17 protein-coding genes are annotated in these 21634 nt (G+C 69.4%); 7 read left to right on the top strand and 10 right to left on the bottom strand.

Annotation, left to right across the window (positions count from 1 at the left end; genetic code table 11):
• The 3 genes from AWC02_RS00505 to AWC02_RS00515 all read left to right on the top strand — a co-directional run.
• A partial coding sequence (locus tag AWC02_RS00505) for an HNH endonuclease signature motif containing protein (RefSeq protein WP_133055590.1) occupies positions 1-523 on the top strand: 523 nt, incomplete at its 5' end.
• A gap of 69 nt (positions 524-592) precedes the next feature.
• The gene (locus tag AWC02_RS00510; RefSeq protein ID WP_085126253.1) at positions 593-1543 is read left to right on the top strand and encodes an oxygenase MpaB family protein; all 951 of its coding nucleotides are present in this window, start codon (positions 593-595) and stop codon (positions 1541-1543) included.
• 13 nt (positions 1544-1556) lie between these two features.
• Positions 1557-2147 carry a TetR/AcrR family transcriptional regulator gene (locus AWC02_RS00515; protein ID WP_085126255.1) on the top strand — a complete coding sequence of 197 codons (591 nt, stop codon included), beginning with the start codon at positions 1557-1559 and terminating at the stop codon, positions 2145-2147.
• A 2-nt stretch (positions 2148-2149) separates the two neighbouring features.
• Here AWC02_RS00515 and AWC02_RS00520 read toward each other — a convergent pair whose 3' ends face one another.
• The 3 genes from AWC02_RS00520 to glpX are packed head-to-tail and all read right to left on the bottom strand — an operon-like array spanning position 2150 to position 5947.
• Entirely contained in the window at positions 2150-3484 is a 1335-nt protein-coding gene (locus tag AWC02_RS00520; RefSeq protein ID WP_085126257.1) for an MFS transporter, read from the bottom strand.
• A 13-nt stretch (positions 3485-3497) separates the two neighbouring features.
• Positions 3498-4892, bottom strand: coding sequence for a class II fumarate hydratase (locus AWC02_RS00525; protein ID WP_085126259.1), 1395 nt, complete (start codon positions 4890-4892; stop codon positions 3498-3500).
• Between the two features lie 23 nt (positions 4893-4915).
• Complete coding sequence (gene glpX, locus AWC02_RS00530) at positions 4916-5947, bottom strand: class II fructose-bisphosphatase (protein WP_207567966.1); 1032 nt, start codon at positions 5945-5947, stop codon at positions 4916-4918.
• 65 nt (positions 5948-6012) lie between these two features.
• Here glpX and AWC02_RS00535 point away from each other — a divergent pair, with 65 nt between their 5' ends.
• Positions 6013-6642, top strand: coding sequence for a DUF4245 domain-containing protein (locus AWC02_RS00535; RefSeq protein WP_109560801.1), 630 nt, complete (start codon positions 6013-6015; stop codon positions 6640-6642).
• Here the strand turns inward: AWC02_RS00535 and AWC02_RS00540 are convergent.
• Together AWC02_RS00540 and AWC02_RS00545 are read right to left on the bottom strand one after the other, a co-directional pair.
• Positions 6632-7798 (bottom strand): AI-2E family transporter, encoded by a 1167-nt coding sequence (locus AWC02_RS00540; RefSeq protein ID WP_085126263.1) that lies wholly within the window; start codon positions 7796-7798, stop codon positions 6632-6634. The genes AWC02_RS00535 and AWC02_RS00540 overlap by 11 nt on opposite strands.
• Positions 7795-8844, bottom strand: coding sequence for an NAD-dependent epimerase/dehydratase family protein (locus AWC02_RS00545; protein ID WP_085126266.1), 1050 nt, complete (start codon positions 8842-8844; stop codon positions 7795-7797). Before AWC02_RS00545 ends, AWC02_RS00540 begins: the two co-directional genes overlap by 4 nt.
• A gap of 180 nt (positions 8845-9024) precedes the next feature.
• Here AWC02_RS00545 and AWC02_RS00550 point away from each other — a divergent pair, with 180 nt between their 5' ends.
• Positions 9025-12183, top strand: a complete 3159-nt coding sequence (locus AWC02_RS00550) for an adenylate/guanylate cyclase domain-containing protein (protein ID WP_085126268.1) — start codon at positions 9025-9027, stop codon at positions 12181-12183.
• 44 nt (positions 12184-12227) lie between these two features.
• On the top strand, positions 12228-14795 hold the full coding sequence (locus AWC02_RS00555) for a LuxR C-terminal-related transcriptional regulator (RefSeq protein ID WP_085126270.1): 2568 nt from the start codon (positions 12228-12230) through the stop codon (positions 14793-14795).
• A gap of 40 nt (positions 14796-14835) precedes the next feature.
• Here the strand turns inward: AWC02_RS00555 and AWC02_RS00560 are convergent, their stop codons facing one another.
• Positions 14836-18027: an adenylate/guanylate cyclase domain-containing protein gene (locus AWC02_RS00560; protein WP_237160264.1), complete on the bottom strand. Its 3192-nt coding sequence runs from the start codon at positions 18025-18027 to the stop codon at positions 14836-14838.
• 150 nt (positions 18028-18177) lie between these two features.
• Between AWC02_RS00560 and AWC02_RS21730 the strand changes: the two genes are divergently transcribed.
• A complete protein-coding gene (locus AWC02_RS21730; RefSeq protein ID WP_165757808.1) occupies positions 18178-18354 on the top strand; it encodes a hypothetical protein in 177 nt (58 codons plus the stop codon).
• A gap of 10 nt (positions 18355-18364) precedes the next feature.
• Here AWC02_RS21730 and AWC02_RS00565 read toward each other — a convergent pair whose 3' ends face one another.
• The 4 genes from AWC02_RS00565 to AWC02_RS00580 are packed head-to-tail and all read right to left on the bottom strand — an operon-like array spanning position 18365 to position 21617.
• A complete protein-coding gene (locus tag AWC02_RS00565; RefSeq protein ID WP_085126272.1) occupies positions 18365-19483 on the bottom strand; it encodes a 3-beta-hydroxysteroid dehydrogenase in 1119 nt (372 codons plus the stop codon).
• Positions 19484-19526: 43 nt separating this feature from the next.
• The gene (locus AWC02_RS00570) at positions 19527-19766 is read right to left on the bottom strand and encodes an exodeoxyribonuclease VII small subunit (protein WP_085126274.1); all 240 of its coding nucleotides are present in this window, start codon (positions 19764-19766) and stop codon (positions 19527-19529) included.
• Positions 19756-20997 carry an exodeoxyribonuclease VII large subunit gene (gene xseA, locus AWC02_RS00575; protein ID WP_085126276.1) on the bottom strand — a complete coding sequence of 414 codons (1242 nt, stop codon included), beginning with the start codon at positions 20995-20997 and terminating at the stop codon, positions 19756-19758. Before xseA ends, AWC02_RS00570 begins: the two co-directional genes overlap by 11 nt.
• Positions 20994-21617, bottom strand: coding sequence for a lipid droplet-associated protein (locus AWC02_RS00580; RefSeq protein WP_085126278.1), 624 nt, complete (start codon positions 21615-21617; stop codon positions 20994-20996). Before AWC02_RS00580 ends, xseA begins: the two co-directional genes overlap by 4 nt.
• Positions 21618-21634: the final 17 nt, after the last annotated feature.

Here is a 21634-nt window from a genome sequence, read left to right on the forward strand (position 1 = left end):
CTCGAAGGCGCTGGCGGATTTTGTGCGTTGCCGGGATCTGACGTGCCGTTGGCCGGGCTGTGATCGGCCGGCGGCCGACTGCGACATCGACCACACGATCGCATTCGGTGACGGCGGGCCGACCCATGCGTCGAATCTGAAGTGTTATTGCCGCACACATCATTTGGTGAAAACCTTCTGGGGGTGGCGGGACCAGCAGCTGCCGGACGGAACGGTGATCCTGACCTCGCCGTCGGGGCAGATCTACGTCACCACCCCGGGCAGCGCCGTTCTGTTCCCGCAGCTGTGCGCACCGACGGGGGAGCTGGCGCCGCCACGGCAGGCACCGGATACGGCGCGTGGTGAGCGCACCGCGCTGATGCCGCGGCGCCGGCGCACCCGCGCCCAACACCGCGCGGCCCGCATCGCGACCGAACGCAACCACAACCGCCAAGCCCGCCAAGCTCGAAGTGCCGCATTCAATGTCGTCTGGTTCCCGCACGTGGCCTCGGGCATCGACTCCGACGACCCACCGCCCTTCTAGCGGCACCCTCGACTCTTGACACTGTGACACAAAAAACTATTCTTTGTGTCATACAGCCGAGGAGGCCAGATGACGGCAGTGATCAGCGACGCCAGCATCGATTCGGGCCAACTGGTCCGGCCCAAGGTGATGGCCCAGTTCCGCAGGCACTCCGGCAGCGTGCTGTCGGGCCTGTTCGGCGCCGCGGCGTTCGACGAGGTGGCGCTGGTACCGGTGGCCGCGGCGGTGGACAAGACCGGGCGCTTCGAGAGTAACTTCACCGACCGCGCGATCCGCAGCGGATATTCGGCGCTGCTGGCCATCTGGGGTGACGCCGCGGACCGCGCCGCCGAGGGGGAGCGCCTCAAGCGGATGCACCGCGACGTGCACGGCCGCGGCAAAGGCGACTTCGCCGACGTCCGCTACAGCGCGCTCAACCCACGACTGTGGAACTGGATTGCGTTGAGCGGCATGTTCGTGACGCTCAACTCCTTCACCCCGGTCACCGGCATCGCCTGGAACGAGGCGGAGCGCGACGCCGCCTACCAGCAGCTTCTCGAGGCGTTCGGGGCGCTCGAGCTGCCCGGCAAGTCGAGCAAGTTTCCGGCCACCTACGCCGAGGCCGTCGCCTACTACGACGAGGTGGTCCGCACCGAGCTGGCCGCCAACCCGTTTCTGGACCGGGTGACCGCCGGCCTGGCCCGGCTGCCGATGCCCTCGGTGGTGCCGGCCCCCGTTCGCGCCGCCGCCGCCCCGTTGTGGTCGGTGCTCAGCGCCGGGGCGGGCCGGGTGGTGAAGATCTGCTCGTTCGGGATCATGCACCCCGGGGTCCGCAAGCTCACCGGCTTTGAATGGGAGCCCCGCCACGACGCGGAGTTCTCCCTCTACACCCAGCTGCTGCAGCTGGCCTGGCGGACGCTGCCCGACCGGGTGGTGCTGGTTCCGTTGGCCTACAACCGGATGCAGTACGAGAAGCTGGTCAAGATGCACCGCTCGGTGGCGCTGGAGTCCTTCGCGCCGCCCGGGTGCCCGATGCGATGACAGCGCAGACCCGATGACGCCGCGACGCAGCAGCGCCAGCCCCGCCGAACAAGAGGCGGCCATTCTCAAGGCGGCCGCCGAGGAGGTCGGGCTGGTGGGGGTGGGGCGCGCCAGCCTCGACGTCATCGCCCACCAGGCCGGCGTCAGCCGCAGCACCCTCTACCGGCGCTTCCCGACCCGCGACGCGCTGATCACCGAAGTGGGCCGGCGGGCATTCGAGGACGCCATGGTTCAGCTGCGCACGGTGGCCGTGGACTCCGGACCGAACGAGGCCGCGGTGGCGGGGTTCTGCGCCGGGTTGCGCGTGCTCACCACCGACCCGGTGGTGCGCAAGCTGCTGCGCCTGGACGCCGCCGGAGTGCCGATGATGGCCGGGATGTTCCAGCAGGCCGAGGTGATCCTCGAGAGCGCCTCGGCCGCCATGGCCAAGGCGCTGCGCGCAGCCGGAGCGACCATGCCGGATGCGGACCTGGCCGCCGCCGCCGAACTGCATGTGCGCCTGGCCGCCTCCATCGCGCAGATGCCGACGCCGGTGCTCGATGCGCGTGACGAGGCGGCGGTGCGCGCCTACGCGAAGAAGTTCCTGGCGCCGCTGGTCTGGTAGCGCTACGGCGCGTCCTCGCGCACCTGATCCGGCTGCGGGGCGCTCCGCAGCCGGATCACCGCTGCCGCCGAAGCCAGCAGGAATGCCCCCACCACCCACATGGCGGCCTTGCCGTCACCGGTCGCACCGGTGAGCCATCCGGTGACGTACGGGCCGCCGAAGCCGCTGATGTTGCCCAGCGAGTTGATCAAGGCGATGCCGCCGGCGGCCGCGGCTCCGGTCAGGAACGTCGGGGGCAGCGCCCAGAAGACCGGCATCGCGCACATGATCGAGCACGTCGTCACCGTGATCGCGGCCATCGCCAGGTACGGGTTGGCCATGTGCAGCGCTGCTGGGATGCACACGCCGCCGGCGATCGCCGGAACCGCCACATGCCAGATCCGTTCTCCCGTCCGGTCGGCATGGCGTGCCCAGGGCACCATGACGATCGCGGCGATGGCGTAGGGAACAGCGGTCACCAGCCCGCGCTCGATGATGTTCAGGTGGCTGCCGTACTGCTGCTCAAAGCCCGCGATGATGGTCGGCAGGAAGAAGCCGACCGCGTACAGCCCGTAGACGATGCCGAAGTAGACGAAGGCCAGGGTCAGGACCTTGCGGTGGCGCAGCGTCTTCATCAGCGGCCAGTGCCGACCGGTCCCGGCCGTCGCCTGTTCCTCGGCCAACGTGGTTTCCAGCCAACGGCGTTCGTCGGCGTCGAGCCAGCGGGCCGTGGCAGGCCGGTCGGTCAGATAGAACCAGCAGGCGAATGCCAGCGCGATCGCCGGCAGGCCCTCGACCAGGAACATGAACCGCCACCCGGCAAGCCCGAAAACCCCGTGGCCCCAGTCGATGACAAGCGAGGACAAGGTGGCGCCGATCGCCGTCGACACCGGGACCGCCACCATGAACAGGGAAACGGCCCGGGCGCGCTGCTTGGCGGGAAACCAGAGCGTGAGATAGAAGATGATGCCGGGGAAGAATCCCGCCTCGGCGACCCCGAGCAGAAACCGCAGGGCGACCAGGGTTGCCGTGTTGGGCACGAAAGCGATTGCGGTGCTGATGATTCCCCAGGTCAGCATGATTCGCGCCAGCCAGCGCCGAGCGCCGAAGCGGTGCAGCGCGATGTTGCTGGGCACTTCCAGGAGCAGATACCCGAAGAAGAAGATGCCCGAGGCGAACCCGAACATGGTCGCGCTCATGCCGAGCGCGGCATTCATGCCGTTGGGCCCGGCAAAGCCGATGTTGACGCGGTCCAGGTAGTTGACGAAATAGAGCAGCGCCAGAAACGGGATGAGCCGGCGCGTCACTTTCGTGATCGTCGACCGGCCCAGCTCCGATACTGCGGACTCAGGGTTCATCCGCGGCGGCGGTTCAGTCCTCCACCTTGGCCATCGCCAGCACGTCGAGGCGACGGTCCAGCTCGGCCTCGGTCAGCTTGTCACCGATCAGGCCGCGGTCGATCACGGTCTGGCGGATGGTCTTGCGCTCCTTGAGGGCCTGCTTGGCCACCGCGGCGGCCTCTTCGTAGCCGATCGCGGAGTTCAGCGGCGTCACGATCGACGGGCTGGACTCGGCCAGCTCGCGCAGGTGCTCCTCGTTGGCGACCAGTCCGACGATGCAGCGCTCGGCGAACAGGCGCGAGACGTTGGACAGCAGCGTGAAGGACTCCAGCACGTTGCGGGCCATCATCGGGATGTAGACGTTGAGTTCGAAGGCGCCGTTGCCGCCGCCCCAGGTGATCGCCGCGTCGTTGCCGATCACCTGCGCCGCCACCTGGGTGACCGCCTCGGGCAGCACGGGGTTGACCTTGCCCGGCATGATCGAGCTGCCCGGCTGCAGGTCGGGAAGCTGGATCTCGGCCAGACCGGTCAGCGGGCCCGAGCCCATCCAGCGGATGTCGTTGGCGATCTTGGTCAGCGACACTGCGATGGTGCGCAGCGCCCCGGATGCCTCCACCAGGCCGTCGCGGGCCGCCTGGGCCTCGAACGAGTTCTTGGCGGTGCGCAACTCGGTGATCCCGGTCTCGGCGACCAGCACCTCGACCACCTTGGCGCCGAAGCCGTCGGGGGCGTTGAGCCCGGTGCCGACGGCGGTGCCGCCGATCGCCAGCTCACCGAGCCGGGGCAGCGTGGCCTGCACCCTTTCAATACCGGCGGCGATCTGGCGGGCGTAACCGGAGAACTCCTGACCCAGGGTCACCGGGACGGCGTCCATCAGGTGGGTGCGGCCCGACTTCACCACGGTGCGCCACTCGGCGGCCTTGGCGGCCAGCGCGTCGTGCAGCACCTGCAGCGACGGAATCAGGTGGCGCACCGCGGCCTCGGTGGCCGCGATGTGGGTGGCGGTCGGGAAGGTGTCGTTCGAGGACTGCGACATGTTCACGTCGTCGTTGGGGTGCACCGTGACGCCGTTGGCCGCGGCGATCGAGGCGATCACCTCGTTGGTGTTCATGTTCGAGCTGGTGCCCGAGCCGGTCTGGAACACGTCGATGGGGAACTGGTCGTCGTGCTTGCCGTCGGCGATCTCGGCGGCGGCGGCCTTGATGGCGGCGGCCTTCTCCGGGGCCAGCAGACCCAGGTCGGCGTTCACCTGCGCACACGCGCTCTTGAGGAGACCGAGCGCCCGGATCTGGGTGCGCTCCAAGCCGCGCCCGGAGATCGGGAAGTTCTCCACCGCGCGCTGGGTCTGCGCACGCCACAACGCGGTCGCCGGCACCCGGACCTCGCCCATGGTGTCGTGTTCGATGCGGTATTCGATCTCGCTCATAGCTTTTCGGTCCTCGCTTGACGTCAGGGCAGGGGATAGGCGGCGTGGGAGTCGCCGGTGAAGTCGACGGCCGAGTACTCGTTGAGCTTCGACAGCCGGTGGTAGGCCTCGATCATCCGGACGGTGCCGGACTTCGAGCGCATCACGATCGATTGGGTGGTACAGCCGCCGGGGTAGTAGCGCACCCCCTTGAGCAGGTCGCCGTCGGTGACGCCGGTGGCGCAGAAGAACACGTTCTCGCCGGAGACCAGGTCCTCGGTGGTCAGCACCGCATCCAGGTCGTAGCCCGCGTCGAGGGCCTTCTGTCGCTCGGCGTCATCGGTGGGCGCCAGCTGGGCCTGGATCGCTCCGCCCATACAGCGGATCGCCGCGGCGGCGATGATGCCCTCGGGCGTTCCGCCGATCCCGGCCAGCATGTCGGTGCCCGAGTCCGGCCGGCACGCCGAGATGGCGCCGGCCACGTCGCCGTCGGTGATCAGGCGGATGCGCGCCCCAGTGGCCCGGGCGTCGGCGATCAGCTGGGCGTGCCGGGGCCGATCCAGGATGCACACCGTCATGTCACGGGCGGACAGGCCCTTGACCTTGGCCACCGCGGCGATGTTGTCCGCGATCGGCTTGGTGATGTCCAGGACGTCCGCGGCATCCGGGCCGACGGCGATCTTGTTCATGTAGAACACCGCCGACGGGTCGAACATCGCGCCGCGCTCGGCCACCGCCAGCACCGAGATCGCGTTGGGCATGCCCTTGCTCATCAAGGTGGTGCCGTCCACCGGGTCGACCGCGAAGTCGCATTCGGGACCGTCGCCGTTGCCCACCTCTTCGCCGTTGTAGAGCATCGGCGCGTGGTCCTTCTCGCCCTCGCCGATCACCACCACTCCGCGCATCGACACCGAGTTCACCAGTTCGCGCATCGCGTCGACGGCCGCGCCGTCGCCGCCTTCCTTGTCGCCGCGGCCCACCCATCGGCCAGAAGCCATGGCTCCGGCCTCGGTCACCCGCACCAGCTCCAAGGCCAGGTTGCGGTCTGGGGCTTCGCGTCGCGTTGGTCCCGTCATGCCAGTCACGGCTCATGATTCTCCCAGAGCCGGATCGGCTCGATCGAGCTGGGATACTGGCTTCCGTGACCAACGAGCCCCAACCGGCGCCCAAGCCTGCGAAACCACGTCTGCTGCAGGACGGCCGCGACATGTTCTGGTCGCTGGTGCCGCTGGTCCTGGCCTGTGTCGCGCTGGCCGGTCTGGCCGGTACCTGCGCGTTTCGCCCCGGGGGCGTCACCCCCGGCCCGGTGCCGTCCTACGACGCCGTCGCGGCATTGAACGCCGACGCGCAGACCCTCGGTTTTCCGGTGCGGCTGCCACAGCTGCCCGAAGGCTGGCAACCCAACTCCGGCGCCCGCGGCAGCATCACCGACGGGCGCACCGACGCCTCGGGACAGCGGTTGCGCGCGGTGACCACGCGGGTGGGCTACATCAGCCCGAGCGGGATCTACATGAGTCTGACCCAGAGCAACGCCGACGAGAGCGCCCTGGTCGCCTCGATCCAGCCCAATCTGCACCCCACCGGCACCGAGGACGTGGAGGGCACCCGCTGGGTGGTGTATCAGGGCGACGGCGATCCGGTGTGGACCACCCGGTTGGCCGCACCGTCCGGGGCGACGCAGCTCGCGATCACCGGCGCCGGCAGCCCCGCGCTGTTCCGGACCCTGGCGGCGGCCGTGCAGTCGCAGCCGCCGTTACCGGCTACCCGGTAGGCGCGTTCGCGGGGCTGGGTTCGGCTTTGGCCCGAGAGGCCGACCGCCGCAGGCGATTGCCCCGCCGCTGTTTGCGTTCGCGGTTCTGCTCCTGCATTTCCACGCCGTGGTACACCGCCAGATAGACGTCGATGGTGGTGACGATGATGATCATCAGCACCGGGCCGATCACGATGCCCCAGAAGCCGAACATGCCGATACCGGCGAAGACGGACAGCAGCATCAGTGCGGGATTGAGCCGGGCATCGCGGGGCACCAGTATCGGGCGCAGGAAGTTGTCGATGTTGGTCACCACGATCAGGTGGAAGAAGAACACGAACAGCCCGCCGAAGACATTGCCGAACAGCGCCATCCCGATGCCGAACGGCATGGTGACGATGCCGGCCCCGAGCGGGATGATCGACAACGCGGTCAGCACGATCGCGAAGATGAAGAACCCCTGGTGGAACCCGCCGATGTACAGGGAGGTGGCGCCGGCCACCCCCTGGAAGGCCGCGATGACGAACTGTCCGCCCACGGTGCCGCGCACCATCGAGCCCATCTTGGCCAGGTACAGGTCCGTCACCTCGGCGCCCAGGGGGTTGAGCCGGCGGATCAGGGTGAGCACTTCCTCGCGGTGGGTCAACAGGGCAAGGAACACATACAAGAAGATGACCGCCGAGGTGACCGCGCCGACCACACCGCCGACGGCGCCCTCCAGGACGTGCAGCAGCAGCTCGCCGCCCTTCTGCGCCACATTCACCATCGCCGAGCGCAGCGTTTCCATGGTCAGCTCGACGTGCAGGAACGGGACTTTGGCCAGCGCGCTGTTGATGAACTTCAGCACTTTGTCGCCCAGGGCGTTGGGATCGGTGGCCTGTACCCAATCGGCGACCTCGCCCACGGCGCGCGATATCTGCACGACCGCCAGAAAGACCAGCAGACTGACCGGAACGATCACCGCGACCAGTGCCGCCAGCAGAGTGCCGGCCGCTGCCGGGCCGGTCGGCAGCCGGCTGCTCAGCCACCGGAACAACGGTGTGAACAGGTAGGCGCCCACCGCGGCGACCACGATCAGCACGAAGTACGTGCGCAGGAAGTACGCGCCGAAAGCCAGCGCCAGCACGGTGAACACGGCCAGGGCGCGCCGTTGGTTGAGGGTGAATTCCTGGTTCATGGGCGTGGGTCACTCCACTTGTCGGTGATGGCCCGCCACGGGTCGGCGAACTTCTGGCCGGTGCGGTGGTAGGGGGAACGCCGGCGCAGCACGACACGGGCCAGCGGCGCGAGCATCCCCAGCAGGTACCGCTTCACGCCGGCTTGGGCGGTGATCTCGGCCAGCATCTGCGGCAAGGAGTGGTGCTGGAAGCGCAGCGCCTCCTGGGCCCGCCGGCAGTCCATCCAGTCGGTGTTGAACCACCCGTCGTCGTTGTCGGGGTCGCCGAGCAGGCCCGGGGGCATCCCGTTGACCAAGCCCATGGCCGCCGCCATCGCCGGGGCCACATCGCCTTGGAGCTGCCGGTGGGAGTCGTCGCCGCCGATCAGCAGGGTTTCGCCGACCACGGGCGCGGTGGTGGCCGCCACACACGCCGCGGCGACGTCTCGTACGTCCACGGTCTGCAGCCTGCCGTCGGTGGGCAGCAGCTGCTCGAAATACAGGTTGTCGAGATTGACGTAGGGGCCCGGGTCCACGGTGAGCACGCCGCCGAGTCGCAGGATCACCCACTGCAGTGCCGAGTCGCGGACCAGTTGTTCGGCGCGCACCTTGTGGTCGCCGTAGACGTCGGCCGGATGGGTCGGGGTGTCGGCGGTCAGCACGCCGGAAACCGAATGCGGGTTGCGGCAGCCGTATACCGCGATGCTGGACGCCAGAACGAAGCGCGGCGGGTCGGGTTCGCGGGCCGCCGCGGCAAGCAGGTGTCCGGTCGCCTCCACGTTGACCCGGTAGGCCACCTCCCGGCGCAGGTAGATGAAGGGCGGGATCACCGCGGCCAGGTGGATGATCGCGGTGGGCTTGACGGTGGCGACCAGCTCAGCGACCGCTGCGGGGTCGGTCAGGTCGGCGTAGCGCACCTGTACCGCTTTCGGCAGTTTGGCCGCGGCTTTGCGGTTGGCCGGGATGTCGAGGTCGGTCGCGACCACGTCTGCGCGGTCGGCGGCCAACCGGCGGACCACCGCCGAACCCACCAAACCGAACGCTCCCGTCACCAGCACTGTTTTCACACCGTCAATCCTTAGCCGAAAAGCCCCTCGCGCGATGCCGCTTCCGCGCACACCCGAGTTTGCGCGCCGGCAAATTTACGGCCTGACCGGGGGCGATTCGGTTAAAAAAACATCGATTAGCAAAGAAATGCATATTCTTTTCCGAGCGGAGAAAACCGGATCACGATCGGCGGCGCAGCGATGACAGCGGCGACCACTTGCCCCATTTGCGGCAGTCAATGCCTGGCCGGTGCACGGTTCTGCCACTGCTGCGGTGCGGCGACCACCGCCTCGGCCTCCGCGGAGTACAAGCAGGTGACGGTGCTGTTCGCCGACGTGGTCCATTCGATGGGCATCGCCGCGGCCGTGGGCCCCGAGCGGTTACGCGAGATCATGGCCGCCCTGTTCGGCCGCTGTGCCGACGTGGTGGGCCGCTATGGCGGCACGGTGGAGAAGTTCATCGGCGACGCCGTCATGGCGGTGTTCGGCGCGCCGGTGGCGTTGGAGGATCACGCGCTGCGGGCATGCCTTGCCGCGCTGGAAATCCAGCAGCAGGTTCAGCACCTGGCCGTCGAGATCGACCGCGCCGACCGGATCACCTTGGCGCTGCGGGTAGGCCTGAACTCCGGGGAAGTCGTCGCCGGTGGCCTTGGTTCCGGGGCCCTGAGCGGTGCGGCGATCGGCGAGCAGGTCGGCCTCGCGCAGCGGATGGAGTCGGTGGCCCCGCCGCACGGGGTGATGCTCAGCGAATCGACGGCCCGACTGGTGGGGCATGTCGCGGAGCTGGGCGATCCCGAGCTGGTGCACATCAAGGGCGCGGCCGAGCCAGTGTCCGTGCGCCGGTTGCTGTCGGTGTCGCCGGAGCGCCGGCATGCCCGCCGGCAGGACTCGACACTGGTGGGCCGGTCCTGGGAGATGGGCGCGCTGAGGGGAATGCTCGACGAATCGATCGCCGGGACCGGCTGTGTGGTGGGGGTGGTGGGCGCGCCCGGCATCGGCAAAAGCCGGATCGCCCGTGAAGTCAGCGCATTGGCGCGACGTCGCGGGGTCGAGGTCTTCGTCGCCTACTGTGAATCGCACGCCCGCGAAATCCCTTTCTACACAGCGGCTGCCCTGCTGCGAACCGTGTTCGGGATTGACAGTCTCGACGACGAGTCGGCGCGTCAGCGCATCGCGGAGCGCGCGCCGGACTCAGATCCCGAAGACCTGCTGCTGCTCGAAGATCTCCTCGGCGTTCGCCGCGGCGGCGACGAGCTGCCCGCCGTCGATCCCGACGCCCGGCGGCGCCGGCTGGCCCGGCTGGTCAAGGCCGTGTCGTTGGCGCGCACGACGCCGGCGGTCTACGTCGTCGAGGATGCCCACTGGATCGACGAGGTGAGCGATGTGCTGCTCGCGGATCTGGTCGGTGCGACCCGGCAAGCCCCGTCGCTGGTGCTGATCACCTACCGGCCGGAGTACCAGGGGAGGCTCACCCAGACGGCCGGATCGCAGACCATCAACCTCGGGCCGTTGCATGCAGCGCAGACAGCCATGCTGGCCGGCGAATTGATCGGCTCCCACTCGTCAGCGGCGGCACTGCGCGGGCAGATTGTCGAGCGGGCAGCCGGCAATCCACTGTTCGCCGAGGAGATGGTCCGCGATCTGGCCGAGCGCGGCGTTCTGACCGGGTCACGCGGCCACTACACCTGCGAGGTCGGCGATGCCGAGCTCGTGGTTCCGGCAACCGTGCAGGCCACCCTGGCCTCCCGCATCGACCGGCTCCCGCCGGCGGTCAAAGGAACCTTGAGTGCCGCATCCGTGATCGGCCTGCGGTTCGACGCCGAGCAACTCGCCCTGCTCGACGCCGACGCACAGATCGCCCCGCTGCTCGACGCGGAACTCATCGATCAGGTGCGGGTCGCCCCCGTTGCCGAATACGCGTTCCACCACCCACTGGTGCGCATCGTGGCCTACGAAGCGCAACTGAAGTCGCAGCGGGCCGCGATGCACCGGCGACTCGCCGCGGCCATCGAACAACGCCAACCAGAGCCGCACGACGAGGATGCGGCGATGATCGCCGAGCACCTGGAGGCCGCTGAGGAACTGCCCAGCGCCTTCGGCTGGCACATGCGTGCCGGCGCGTGGGCGCAACACCGCGACATCCGTGCCGCGCGTGTCAGTTGGGAGCGGGCCCGCGCCGTGGCCGACCGGCTGCCCCTCAACGATCCGGCCCGCTCGGCAATGCGGATCTCCCCGCGAACCCTGTTGTGCGGCAGCGTATGGCGGGTGGGCGGCGGTGTCGAAGACACCGGCTTCGAGGAACTGCGGGAGCTGTGCACCGCCTCGGGCGACTCGGTGTCACTGGCGATCGGGATGGCGGGCCTGTTGACCACCATGGCATTTCATTCCCGCTATCAGGAAGTTCCGCGGGTCACCACGCAGTTCGTCGACCTGCTGGAGGCCGTCGGCGACCCTGAGCTGACCGTCGGCCTGCTGTTCGCCGCGCTGTGGGCCAAACTCGAGCCCGCCGACGCGATGCCGGGCCTGCGGCTGGCGCAGCGACTCATCGAGCTGGCCGGCGGCGACCCCGAGAAGGGAAACCTGCTGCTCGGTTCGCCACTGACGGCCGCCATCGCGGTGCGGGGCGTTTTCAGCATGGTGCTGGGACGTCCGGGCTGGCGGGATGACATCGATGTGGCGGCCGAGATGGCCCGCGCCTTCGACCCCACCACCCGCGCCGTCACGGTGATGTTCCACTGCCTGCTGGTCGCGCAAGGCGTGATCCCGGTGGATGTCGCGTTGCGCAGCAGTGCCGGCATCGTGGAAGTGGCTGAGCAGTCCGGAGACGAATTCGCCTTGGCCGCTGCCCGCTTGGCCCGGGGTATCGCGCTGGCGCACTGCAGCGGCCCGGATCGCGAACAGGGCCTGGAACTGCTGACGCTGGCGCGCGAGGCGGCGCACAACCAGCGATTCATCGTCAGCCTCGCGCAGGTGGCCGACACCCAGAGCGCCCTGCAGATGGCGCAGACCGGGGATCTCGATGGCGCAGTGGGGATGATGCGCGCGGTGGTCCGGACGCTGTTCGACAGCGGTGTCGTGCTCTGGTACGTGCCGGCCGCCATCGGCTTGGTGCAACTGCTGTTCGACCGCAATGGACCCGGCGACCCCGAGGAGGCCGAAGCCGTGCTGGAGGGCTTCGCCGCGGCGGTGGACGTGTCCGAGCTGAGCTTGTTCGACACCTGGCTCCTGCACGGCCGTGCGTTGCTGGCGCGGGCCCGGGGTGATTGCGCCGCCTACGGCGAGTACGCCAAACGGTACCGGGAGAAGGCGGCGATCTGCGGCTACCCCGGCCACGTGGTGATGGCGGAGGCGATGACGTGAGCCCAACAACCTTGTCGTGGAAACTGACTGGTCGCACTAAACAGATGGATGTGCTCGAGGAGACCCTGTCGGGCACGGAGGTCGCCGGTGCCGTGGTCTGTGGCGCCGCGGGGGTCGGCAAGAGCCGGGTCTGCCGTGAGGCACTCAGCGCTGCGGCGTCGCAGGGGTGCCACATGCGTTGGGCGGTCTGCACATCGGCGGCGCGCAGCGTCCCGCTCGGTGCCTTCGCGGAGTGGGTACCGCCGGCGGTCACCGATACCGTTCTGTTGGTGCGCAGCGTGATCGAGGCGCTGACGGCTTCCGGGCCCACGGTGGTCTGTGTCGATGACGTGCACCTGATCGACGACCTGTCGGCATTCGTGGTGCAACAGATCGTGCAGCGCGGCCTGGCCAAGGTGTTCGTGACCGTCCGTGTCGATGAGCCGATTCCCGCATCGGTGCATGAGATATGGGCGGCCGGCCGATTCACCTGGCTTGATCTGGAGCCGCTGTCGTTGGAGGAGACCGCCGAGTTGCTGTCGGTCACGTTGGACGGTCCGGTGGATTTCGCCGCTGCGCAACGGTTGTGGAGGCTCACGCGCGGAAATGCGCTGTACCTGCGCAACATCGTCGAGCACGAGATGGCCGAAGGCCGAATCGTTCGCCAGCACGGATACTGGCGCTGGATCGGTGATCCGACCATTCCGGCCGGCCTCGCCGGGTTTCTCGAACCCCGCATCGCAGCGCTGCCCAGGCCGGTCGGCGACGTGATCGAGGTGCTCGCTGTCGGGGAGCCACTCGATCTGGGGGCCTTGAGCCGCATCACCAGTGCGGCTGCGGTGGAAGAGGCCGAGACCCGCGGCCTGATCGCCCTTGAGCCCGCCACCGGCGGGGTGCAGGTACGGCTGGCACACCCCCTCTACGGGGAGGTGTGCCGTAGCCGCGCGGCCGCCACTCGGCTGCGACGGCTGCGCGGCGCGGTCGCCGAAGAACTGGCCGCATCCGAGGACCGCGAGGACATCGCTGCGGTGGTCCGTCGCGCGACCTTGGCGCTCGAATCCGATCTCGCGCCGGACGCCGAGCTGTTCACCAAGGCGGCCAGCGGCGCCGTCTGGCTGGCCGACCTGGCCCTGGCCGATCGCCTGGCGCGGGCGGCCGTCCGGGCCGGCGCCGGTGCCGAGGCCAGCTTCATCTCCGCGCATGCGCTGTCGTGGCTGGGACGTGGTGAGCAGGCCGATGCGGTGCTGGCCCAGGTCGGTACCGACGATCTCACCGACCGAGACCGCGCCAAGCTGGCATACCTGCGGTCCAGCAACATGCTCTGGGCCCTGGGCGAACCGCAGCGCGCCAAGGAGCTCATCGACGCCGCCGCAAGCACCGTGTCGGCCAAAGACCGCGCCTACATCGACGCATTTCTGGCCGTGTACTGGTTTGCCACCGATGAGCTCGAGATGGCGCGGGACGCTTGCGGGCAGCTGGATCTGCAGGCCCTGCCGCCGGTCGTCGGCGTCGAAATCGCCTGGGTGCTCAGCGCTGTCTGCGCAGATGCCGGACGTCTGGCCGAGGCCCTGGCCGCCGCGAACGCCGGCTACGCCATCGCGGCTCGCTCGCTGGATGCCCCCCAGATGATGTTCAACATCGCCGATGCCCATGTCAGCGCCCTGGTGCTGGCAGGCTGCAATGGTGACGCCCGCAACGTGGCGGAACAGACGCGCTGCAGGGCCGCTGACCTGCCCGGCGCGGCGCAGTTGCTCGGCACGGCAATCGCGGGTCGTGCGGCGGTGTGGGCCGGCCGCCTTGATGCCGCCGGCCACCTGCTGGACCGGGCCGACGCCGGATTCGCCGGCACCGGCCATGCCCTGGGCTGGGGATACCGGTACCTGCTGCCGCGCATCACCGCACTGGCCATGCGCGGTGCGGCCGACGAGGCCGCCGGCGCGCTCGATGCGCTCGACGGGCTGCGGCGGCCATTCCGGCCGCTCGACTATGAGCGGAGCCTGGCCCGCGCCTGGGTGTCGGCCGCCCAGGGTGCGGTCAGCGAGGCGATCACCATGGTGCTGGCGGCGGCGCAGCGGGCCGGGGCGCGCGGTCAGTTCGCCGCCGAAGTGATGTGCCTGCAGACCGCCGCACAGTTCGGCGACAGCTCCGGTGCGCCACGGCTGTGCGAGCTGGCGGCGATGGTCGAGGGGCCGCGAGCGGGAATCGCCGCCCGATTCGCGGCCGCGCTGCGCGATGGCGACGGGCCGGAATTGGTGGCGGTGGCCGAGGATTTCGAGGGCATTGAGGACGTGGTGGCTGCCGTCGATGCCATGGCCCACGCCGCGCTGGCCTACCGCCGCCACGACCTGCGGGGGTCGGCGTTGGGTTGCTGCGCGCGTGCGGCAGCGCTGGCCGAACGATGCGGCGGCGCGAGCACCCCGGCCTTCCGGCAGGCCGCCGAACCGCTGCCGCTGACCGACCGGGAGACCGAGATCGTGATGCTGATCGGACAGGGACTGTCCAACCGCGCCGTCGCGGAGCGACTGACCCTGTCGGTGCGCACCGTGGAAAGCCATATCTACCGGGCGATGCTGAAAACCGGCACCACCAACCGTGACGAACTCGCGGCCCTGCGGCCCCGGCATCGGAGTTAGCAGTAGCGCCCCGGTGTTCTCCTGACCACCGCTACCCGGGTCACATCGCCTCAGCCCAGTCGAGGTGATGCTCGAAGCCGAACGATTCCGCCTTGGCGCGGTAGTCCCGCACCCTGTCGAAGGCGTCATGGTCACCGCGTGCCTGCGCCAGCAGCGCATTCAGCCGCAGCAGGGTGACCTCGCACAGCGCCGAGTCCTGCGCGGCGGGGTGACCGGCGAGCCAGCCGACGGCGTTTTCGGCCTCCGCCAGATCGCCCGCGGCGTTGCGTTCCAGCAGCGTCTGAACCAGCACCCCGGTTGCCCAGGCACCGTAGAAGAGGTTCCCGGCCTGGCACAGGCTGGCGACGGCGTCGCGCAGCACCGGGATCGCGGCATCGCAGTCGCCGTCGCGGGCGGTCTCCCGGGCGATCCACACGTCGGTGACCGGGATGAGGAACAGCGCGCGCTTGCGCAGCCAGATGGCGCGGCTCTGCATCATCGACTCAAGTCCCCGACGACGGTCGGCGGGATCGTCCCGATTGAGCAGCACCACCCCCAACGCGTAGCCGGCCAGGCCCAGCGCGCGATCGCTGCTGGCCCGCCGGGCGGCGCGCACCGCTTCCTCGCCGGCACGCTGCGCGGCCGCACTGGGCCGAAGCGCCCCGTGCTGAACCGCGAAACCATAGGTCCAGGCGACCGTGCTGGCGAGTGTTTCGGGATTGCTTCGGCGGGCCATAGCCACGGCGGCGTGCAGGTCATCGCGCCAGCCGGGGCGGCCCAGCCACCACCGCGCGGTGCCCCGCCAGGCCAGCGCGATCGCCAGGGGTGATCCCACCCCGAAGCCGGCGCCCTTCTCCGGGTCGCCGTCGGCCAGGTCGACGATGCTCTGCGACCACCGCAGGATCGCCGCGACATCGCCCACGCACAGCCAGTTGACGAAGGCGATGAACGCCAAACCCATGGTGTGCGAGCGGTTCCCGATCGCTTCGAACAACGCCATCTGCTGGGAGGCCAGCTGCGCGCCCTCGCGTGAGCGGCCCGCGTAGAGCAGCTCGGTGGCCAGGGCGGTCATCCCGATGGCCAGGGACATCTGGTCTCCGGCCGCGTCGCACAACTGTTTGAGCTCGTCGAACCGGCTCCGGCTGTGCTGAACGTCGCGGGCCTGCCAGTCGGTGGCGCACAACATGGTTCGTGGGGCGATGCGCATGGACAACTGTTCCGGTTGCTCGGCGGGCAGTGCGTCGGCGATGCGGTACGCCCGCTCCCAGCTGCTTCGGGCTGCCACCAGATCGCGGTTGGCCGACCAGGCCCCGGCACGCATGTGCCAGGTGTAGGCCGCGGGCAGATCGCCGGCCGCCTGCAGATGCTCGGCGATCAGCGCGGCACTGTCGTCCACCGCGCCGCCGGCCCGTTCCTGGATGGCGCCGGCGAGCATGTGGTGCCAGCGGGCACGGTCGGTGGTCAGTTGCGACTCGTAGGCCACGGCGTGGATCAACGGATGGCGAAAGGCGTACTCGGCGTGGGGGGCCGCCCGCAGCTGCTCGATCAGCTGGGCGTGCAGCAGTTCGTCCAGCCCGCCCTCGCAGATTCCCAGTGCGGCAAGTAGTTCCATGCCGAAGCGGGTGCCGATCACCGAGGCCGCGTTCAACGTCCGTTTGGCTCCGCTGCTGAGTTGGTCGATGCGGGCCTCGATTGCCGCCTGCACCGTGACCGGAACGGTGACCTCGGCGGCCTGGGTGGGACAGGTGTAGTGGCCGTGGCCGCCGGTCAGCGCACCGCGCTGGGCCAGTTCGCGCACCATCTCTTCGGCGAAGAACGGGTTGCCGGCTGCCCGGCCGGCGATGATCTGCCTCAGCTCCTCAACCGAGGGATGCGCCCCCAACAGCTCGCCGGTCAGCGTGGAGATCTCGGAATCATCCAGTGGTGCAAGGACTATGGTCTGGCCGTGCGGCGTCCGCAGGGGTCCATGAAACTCCGGGCGATAGGTGATCAGCACCATCGCGGGGGAGCGGGGGATCTCGGCAAGAAGATCGGCGATCAGCGACTCGCTGGCACCGTCGATCCAGTGCGCGTCTTCGATGATCAGCAGTGTCGGTTCGGCGCGGGCCAACAATGCCGCTTTGATCAGCGTGGTCAGCCGGAGCCGGCGGACGTCCGGGTCGATCTGCGGTGGCGCCAGTTCGGGGTCGGCGATGCCCAGCAGGTCGTCGAGCAGGCGCAGATCCTGCCGATCGGCATGGGGCAGGCGCGCGCGCAGCTGCGCGCGGGCGTCTGCGCCGCGCCGGTCCGCCAGGCCGGTACCGGCCCGCAGCAACCTCGCGACGGTATGCAGGGGCACGTCGCGGGTGTGCGACTCGCAGAAAGTCCAGACCACCGCCAGCCCGCGACGTGCCGCAGTCAACGCCGCCTCGCGGGCCAGCCGGGTCTTGCCGATACCCGGCGCTCCCACCACGTGTGCCACCTGTCCCCGGCCGTGGGTCGCGTGGTCCAGCATCGTCACCACGGTGGCCAGCTCCCGGTTTCGGCCGATGAGCCGGGACTCGGTACGCCGCGCGCCGTGATGCCGTCCGGTCATGCCCAGCAGCCGACGCGCCGGGACGGGGTCGGGCACTCCCTTGATGCGCACCGACTCGGGCTCACCCAGGACAGCCGCGCCTTCGACCAGGCGGGCCGTTGAGACGCTCAGCATGATCCCGCCGGGGGGAGCGACCGATTCCATGCGTTGGGCCATGCCGACTTGGGCGCCCACGGCGGTGTAGCCGAACTGCCCCGAGCCCATCCCGCCGGCGACCACCTGGCCGGAGTTCAGGCCGACCCGCAGCCGCAAGGCGATGCCGTCGCGCGCGCCGATCTCGTCCGCCAGCCGCTGGGCTTGCCGCTGAAGGTCCAAGGCCGCCAGACAGCCGCGTACGGCGTGGTCTTCCAGGGCGACCGGGGCGCCGAACACCGCCATGATCCCGTCGCCGGTCCACTGGGTCAGTGTGCTGCCGTAGCGCCGCAGCACCGCCGCGCAGCGGTCGGCGAGCTCGGCCATGATCTCGCGCAGCCGCTCGGCGCCCACCGACGCGGCGATGTCCATGGACTGCACCACATCGGCGAACAGCACCGTCACCTGCTTGTATTCGGCCGGGGGCGGGGCAGTCGAGACCGCCGTTCCGCACTCGTTGCAGAACTTGAAGCTCGCCGGCAGCCCCGTGCCGCATGAACCGCACACCAGGGCTGGCGGGTCGGCTGACGGCCCGACGCCGTTCACATCGTTATCGTGGCACCGCCGGACCGGGGCCGCGACGCTTCGGCCGCGAAATCTCGCGGCGGGTTGAGATTGCAGTGTTTCGCCACTGAGCGCACCTCCCCGCACGCGAGTGACGATTTGTCGATCACACCCTCACGGAGGGGGCAGATCATGTTCGCATCAGTCATACCGTTGACGCACGCGATTTCCACGCTGGTGATCGGCGCGGTACGCGCGTTGTACCCGAGGCCGACCGAGGATGTCTGGCGGCCACCACGGCACTATCCGCCGCAGCCCAACGCCATGTTCGGAGATGCCGCCATGGCGCGGGAAATGCATCGGCTGTGAGCGGTGGCCGCTACTCCGGATGGGGTTCGGCGACCACCGTCGCCAGGTGCGGGTGCGCCTCGGCTTTGACCTGCTCGAAGAGCCGCTTGTAGTACGGCAGGCAGTCGGCCATCGCCTGTTCGGTGGTGAACAGCGGCTGATAGCCGAGCTGGCGGCGGGCCTTGTCGATCGAGAAGTAGTTGTTCAGGTAAAGCCGCTCCACCGCACCGGGTTCCAGCAGCGGTTCGGGAAGCCCGAACCGGAAGTGCAGCCACTGCCAGGTGAACATGACGTCGCGCACCATGCGCCCGGAAACCCGCAGCCGCGGCCAGCGCTCACCACACGCCTCGACGACCGGGCGGGCGAACTCGAACATGTTGATCGGTTCGCCGTCGTTGATGAAGTAGGCCTGGCCGGGCGCCGATCCGCCCGGCACCAGGTGCTGCGCGGCCAGGATGAAGCCGTGGATGAGGTTGTGCACGTAGGAGTTGTCGAGCTTGGCGTGTTTGCTGCCGATCAGGACTTTGACGTGACCGGCGACCACGCTTTCGAACAGCTTGCGGAACATGGTCTGGTCGCCGTCGCCCCAGATTCCCGACGGGCGAATCGAACACGTCAGCATGCCCTGACCGTCCGGGCCGCCGTTCTCCTCCAGCACGAACTTCTCGGCGACCACCTTGGTCTCGGTGTAGAGGTCGTTGAACTTGGTCGTGTAGGCCATGTTCTCGTCGCCGCCCGAGATGGCCTTGCCACCCATCACCACACTGTTGGAGGCGGTGTAGACAAAGCGTTTCACCCCGGCCCGCTGCCCGGCCAGCACCAGGTTCTTGGTGCCGTCGACGTTGACCGCGAAGCTGCGCCGGCGGATCTCGTCGGTGACCTTCGCGCCGCCCTGCAGATCGATGATCGCGGCGGTGTGAAAGATCGTGTCGATGCCGGCGACCGCGGCGGCCACCGTCTGCGGGTCGCAGATGTCGCCTTCGACCTTTTCCAGGTTGGGATGCTCGGGCAGCGACGACGGCGCACGGTCGAAGGACCGCACCCGGTAACCGCGCTCCAGCAGCGTCCTGACGAAATTGGTGCCGACGAATCCGGAGCCCCCCGTGACCAGTACCCGGCCCAGCTCGGTAGTCAGTGATGGATCACCCATCGGGCGAGCATAACTGAACGTGTTCCAGTTCCAGTGGCCGAATTCACGCCTGGGGTTCGTCGCCGGGCTCGGCGTCGAGCGCTTCCTGCACCCGGCGGCGGGCGCCCGCCAGGTGCTCCTCGCACCGTTTGGCCAGCTGCTCGCCCCTTTCCCAGAGGCTCAGCGAGGCGTCGAGGTCCAGCCCGCCCTGCTCCAGGCGCTGCACCACATCGATGAGCTCGTCGCGGCACTGCTCGTAGCCGAGCTCACTAACGGGTGTCAGCGGATCGCGCTCAGCTGCCATCGATACGTCCTTCACTTGTCGCTGCGATCGCACCGTCGGCGACCCGAATCCGCAACCGGGTGCCCGCCGCGGCGTCTTCGACCGAGCGCAGTACCTGCGGCCCGCCGGCGGCGACGGTTTGGACCACGGCGTAGCCGCGCGCCAAAGTGGCGGCCGGGCCCAGCGTAGCCAGCCGCGCCGACAGATGCGCCACGCGTTCGGTCTGGACGTCGATCAGCCGGATCACATCGCGGCGCACCGCGCTCAGGGCGCGTTGCACCTGGTCGCCGCGCTCGGTCAGCGCGCGCAGCGGGTCGGCCAGCACCGGCCTGCTGCGCAACTGGGCGAGCACGCGGTCCTCGCGCACCACCCAGTTCCGCACGGCTTGGGCGCTGCGGCGGCGCAGGTCGTCGACCAGTGCCTGTTCGGCGGCGGCGTCCGGGACGATCTTCTTGGCTGCGTCGGTGGGGGTGGCCGCGCGCAGGTCGGCGACCAGATCGCACAGCGGACTGTCCGGCTCGTGGCCGATCGCGCTGACCACGGGGGTGGTACAGGCGGCGATCGCCCGGCACAGGGTTTCGTCGGAGAACGGCAGCAGGTCCTCGACACTGCCGCCGCCGCGGGCCAGCACGATCACCTCCACGTCGGTGTCGGCGTCGAGTTCGCGCAGCGCCGCCACCATCTGCGCAACAGCCGTCGGCCCCTGCACCGCGGTGTTGCGCACGGCGAAGCGCACCGCCGGCCAGCGGGTGCCGGCCACCGACATGACGTCGTGCTCGGCGGCGCTGGCGCGCCCGGTGATCAGGCCGATGGTGCCCGGCAGGAACGGCAGGGGCCGTTTGAGCCGCGGATCGAACAACCCCTCGGCGTCCAGCAGCCGGCGCAGCCGTTCGATGCGGGCCAGCAGCTCACCGATGCCCACCGGGCGGATGGCGCTCAATCGCAGCGAGAAGGTACCCCGGGCGGTGTAGAAGTTGGGCTTGCCGCAGACCACCACCTGGGTGCCCTCGGTCAGCTTGACCGGCGACCCGGACACCAGCTCGGGGCTGCACGTCACCGTCAGGGACATGTCGGCGGCCGGATCGCGCAGCACCATGAACACCGTGCGTACCCCGGGGCGCAGATTGATCTGGGTCAGCTGCCCCTCCACCCACACCGACCCCAGCCGGTCGATCCAGCCCTTGACCCGGACGGCAACCGCGCGGACCGGGAACGGGTTCTCGGCGGATTCGCCCGGGGCGGGGCCGGTCACTTGACGGTGGTGCGGGTGATCCTGTTGGCCAGCAGCGTCTGGAACGGTGCCCGGGCCTTGGTGGCCTCCTCGTAGGCCAGCAGCGTCTCCAGCTCGTCGAGGCTCAGCGAGGCCAGCCGGGCCCGCAGCTGGGCCAGCGTCAGCGAGCCGTAGTCCAGTTCGTCGACCAGGTCGGGGACGGGCACCTCCGCGCCCGCGTCCTGGCCGCCCTTGGCCTCGGCGGCGGGCTTGGCGGGCGCGCTCGGCGGGGCCACGGCATCGTCGGCGTCGTCGCCGTCCTCGTTGCTGTCACTGAACGAATAGAGCGCAAAGCGCCCTTCGGTGCGCTGGCCGGTGTCGGCGTCGTCGAAGGCCGCGGCGCTCCCGCCGTCGTCGACGTCGTCGTCGAAGGTGGCCCACTCCGGCTGCTCGTCCTTGGGCGGGAACAGTGACTCGAGGGTGGAGTCGCCCTTGTTGACCAGTTCGGCGACGCCCTGCTGCCAGCGCATCACCGCGTGCGCGGCCTGGCTGGCCAGCGTCATCGGGTAGGTCAGGATGGTTTGCGGCAGCTTCATGGTCTCCTCGACCGCGACGGTGGCCGCGCCGACCAGAAGCCGGACTCCAAAGGGTGCATTTGCCATGGGCTCCAGCCTGCCTT

Origin of the sequence: Mycolicibacter engbaekii (assembly GCF_002101585.1) — a bacterium.
In the GTDB taxonomy this organism is placed as follows: domain Bacteria; phylum Actinomycetota; class Actinomycetes; order Mycobacteriales; family Mycobacteriaceae; genus Mycobacterium; species Mycobacterium engbaekii.